Origin of the sequence: Corallococcus carmarthensis (assembly GCF_003611695.1) — a bacterium.
Classification (GTDB): Bacteria; Myxococcota; Myxococcia; order Myxococcales; family Myxococcaceae; genus Corallococcus; species Corallococcus carmarthensis.
In genome coordinates this window covers 1-2,170 of the sequence record NZ_RAWE01000433.1, presented here as the reverse complement: position 1 = coordinate 2,170, position 2,170 = coordinate 1, and the positions used below count along the sequence as shown (strand labels likewise).

The following is a 2,170-nucleotide window of genomic DNA, read 5'->3' as shown; positions in this document are numbered from 1 at the left end:
CCCGTCGCCCCGGCGCCCCTGCCCCCCGAGCGCGAGCACGCCAGTGCCCTGTCGCTCCTGGCCATGCTCCAGCGCGAGGGCCGCTTCCTGGACTTCGTGCAGGAGAACGTGGCGGCCTTCCCAGACGCGGACGTGGGCGCGGCGGCCCGCATCGTCCACGAGGGCTGCCGCAAGGTGGTGCACCAGTACCTGACGCTCCAGCCGGTGCTGCCGCAGGGCGAGGGCGACACCGTGACGGTGCCCGCCGGGTTCGACGCGCAGCGCATCCGGCTCACCGGCAACGTCGCCGGCCAGCCTCCCCATGGGGGCACGCTCCGGCACCACGGCTGGGTGACCACGGAGGTGAAGTTCCCGTCCGTCAGCCCCGCCATGGAGCCGCGCGTGCTGGCGCCGGCGGAAGTCGAGCTCACCTGATGCCCGCTCGGGCAGCAGGCGGCGCGTCCTTCGAAGTCCCATCCCCTTCAAGGAACCACAAGGCCCCTTTCCGGGGTTCCTGACCGATATGGCCCGATACGCAATCGGCATCGACCTGGGCACCACGCACTCCGCGGTGTCCTACTTCAACCTGGAGGACGGCAAGCCGCGCGGCCCCTCGCAGTCCATGCTGCCCGTGCCGCAGGTGACGGCGCCCGGCACCGTGGAAGCGCGCCCGCTCTTGCCCTCCTTCCTCTACCTCCCCAGCGCGCAGGAGTTCCCGGAGGGCAGCCTGGCGCTGCCGTGGAACGCGGAGCCGGGCGTCATCGTCGGTGACTTCGCCCGCTCGCACGGGGCCAAGGTGCCCACGCGGCTGGTGTCCTCCGCGAAGAGCTGGCTGTCGCACCCGGGCGTGGACCGGCGCTCGGCGCTCCTGCCCTGGCAGGCGCCGCCGGAGGTGCAGCGCGTGTCGCCGCTGGACGCGTCCGCGCGCTACCTGCGCCACCTGAAGGAGGCGTGGGACCACACCTTCGCCCGCGCGCAGGAGGAGTCCGGCAACGCGCTGTCCCAGCAGGAGGTCATCGTCACCGTCCCGGCGTCCTTCGACGCGGCGGCGCGCGACCTGACGCTGGAGGCCGCGAAGGCGGCGGGCATCGAGCACATCACGCTGCTCGAGGAGCCTCAGGCCGCGCTGTACGCGTGGCTGGAGGCGATGGGGGAGAACTTCCGCAGGCAGGTGCAGCCCGGGGAGGTGATTCTCGTGGTGGACGTGGGCGGCGGCACGTCCGACTTCTCCGTCATCACCGTGAAGGACCGCGAGGGCGACCTGGAGCTATTGCGCGTGGCGGTGGGCGACCACATCCTGCTGGGCGGCGACAACATGGACCTCGCCCTGGCGCACACGCTCAACCAGCGGATGGCGGCGGACGGGCGCAAGCTGGACGCGTGGCAGTTCAACGGCCTCACCTACGGGTGCCGGCACGCGAAGGAGACGCTGTACGCGGACGCCTCCCTGGACCGGGTCCCTATCGCCATTCCGGGCCGCGGCTCGTCGCTCATCGGCGGCACGCTGCGCACGGAGCTGACGCGCGAGGAGCTGGACCGCGTCCTCACGGACGGCTTCTTCCCGGTGACGCAGGTGGCGGACCTGCCGCGCACCGCCCGGCGCACGGGCCTGGCGCAGATGGCGCTGCCGTACGCGCAGGACCCGGCGGTGACGAAGCACCTGGCGGCGTTCCTCACCCGGCAGGCGCAGGCGCTGTCGGCCAGCACGGACTCGCCGGTGGACGTGACGGGCAAGGGCTTCCTGCACCCCACCGCGGTGCTCTTCAACGGCGGCGTCTTCAAGGCCGGGCCGCTGAAGGGCCGCGTCATGGAGGTCCTCAACCAGTGGCTCGCCGCGGAAGGGGCGCCCCCGGCGAAGGAGCTGGAGGGGGCGGACCTGGACCTCGCGGTGGCGCGGGGCGCGGCGTACTACGGCTGGGTGCGCCAGGGGCACGGCCTGCGGATCCGCGGCGGCACGGCGCGCGCCTACTACGTGGGCGTGGAGACGGCGATGCCGGCGGTGCCGGGCATGGAGCCGCCGGTGAAGGCGCTGTGCGTCGCGCCCTTCGGCATGGAGGAAGGGACGCAGGCGGACGTGCCGCCGCAGGAGTTCGGACTCGTCACCGGCGAGCCCACGAGCTTCCGCTTCTTCGCGTCATCCGTGCGTCGCGACGACCGGGTGGGCGTGATGGTGGAGGACGTGGAGTCGGAG

General features: G+C 72.9%; 2 protein-coding genes. Both read left to right on the top strand.

Annotated features, from left to right (window positions below):
* On the top strand, positions 1–414 hold a 414-nt coding region (locus D7X32_RS44180; RefSeq protein ID WP_147450528.1), incomplete at its 5' end, for a DUF2760 domain-containing protein.
* An 88-nt stretch (positions 415–502) separates the two neighbouring features.
* The coding region (locus D7X32_RS44175) for an Hsp70 family protein (RefSeq protein WP_147450527.1) at positions 503–2,170 on the top strand (1,668 nt) is incomplete at its 3' end.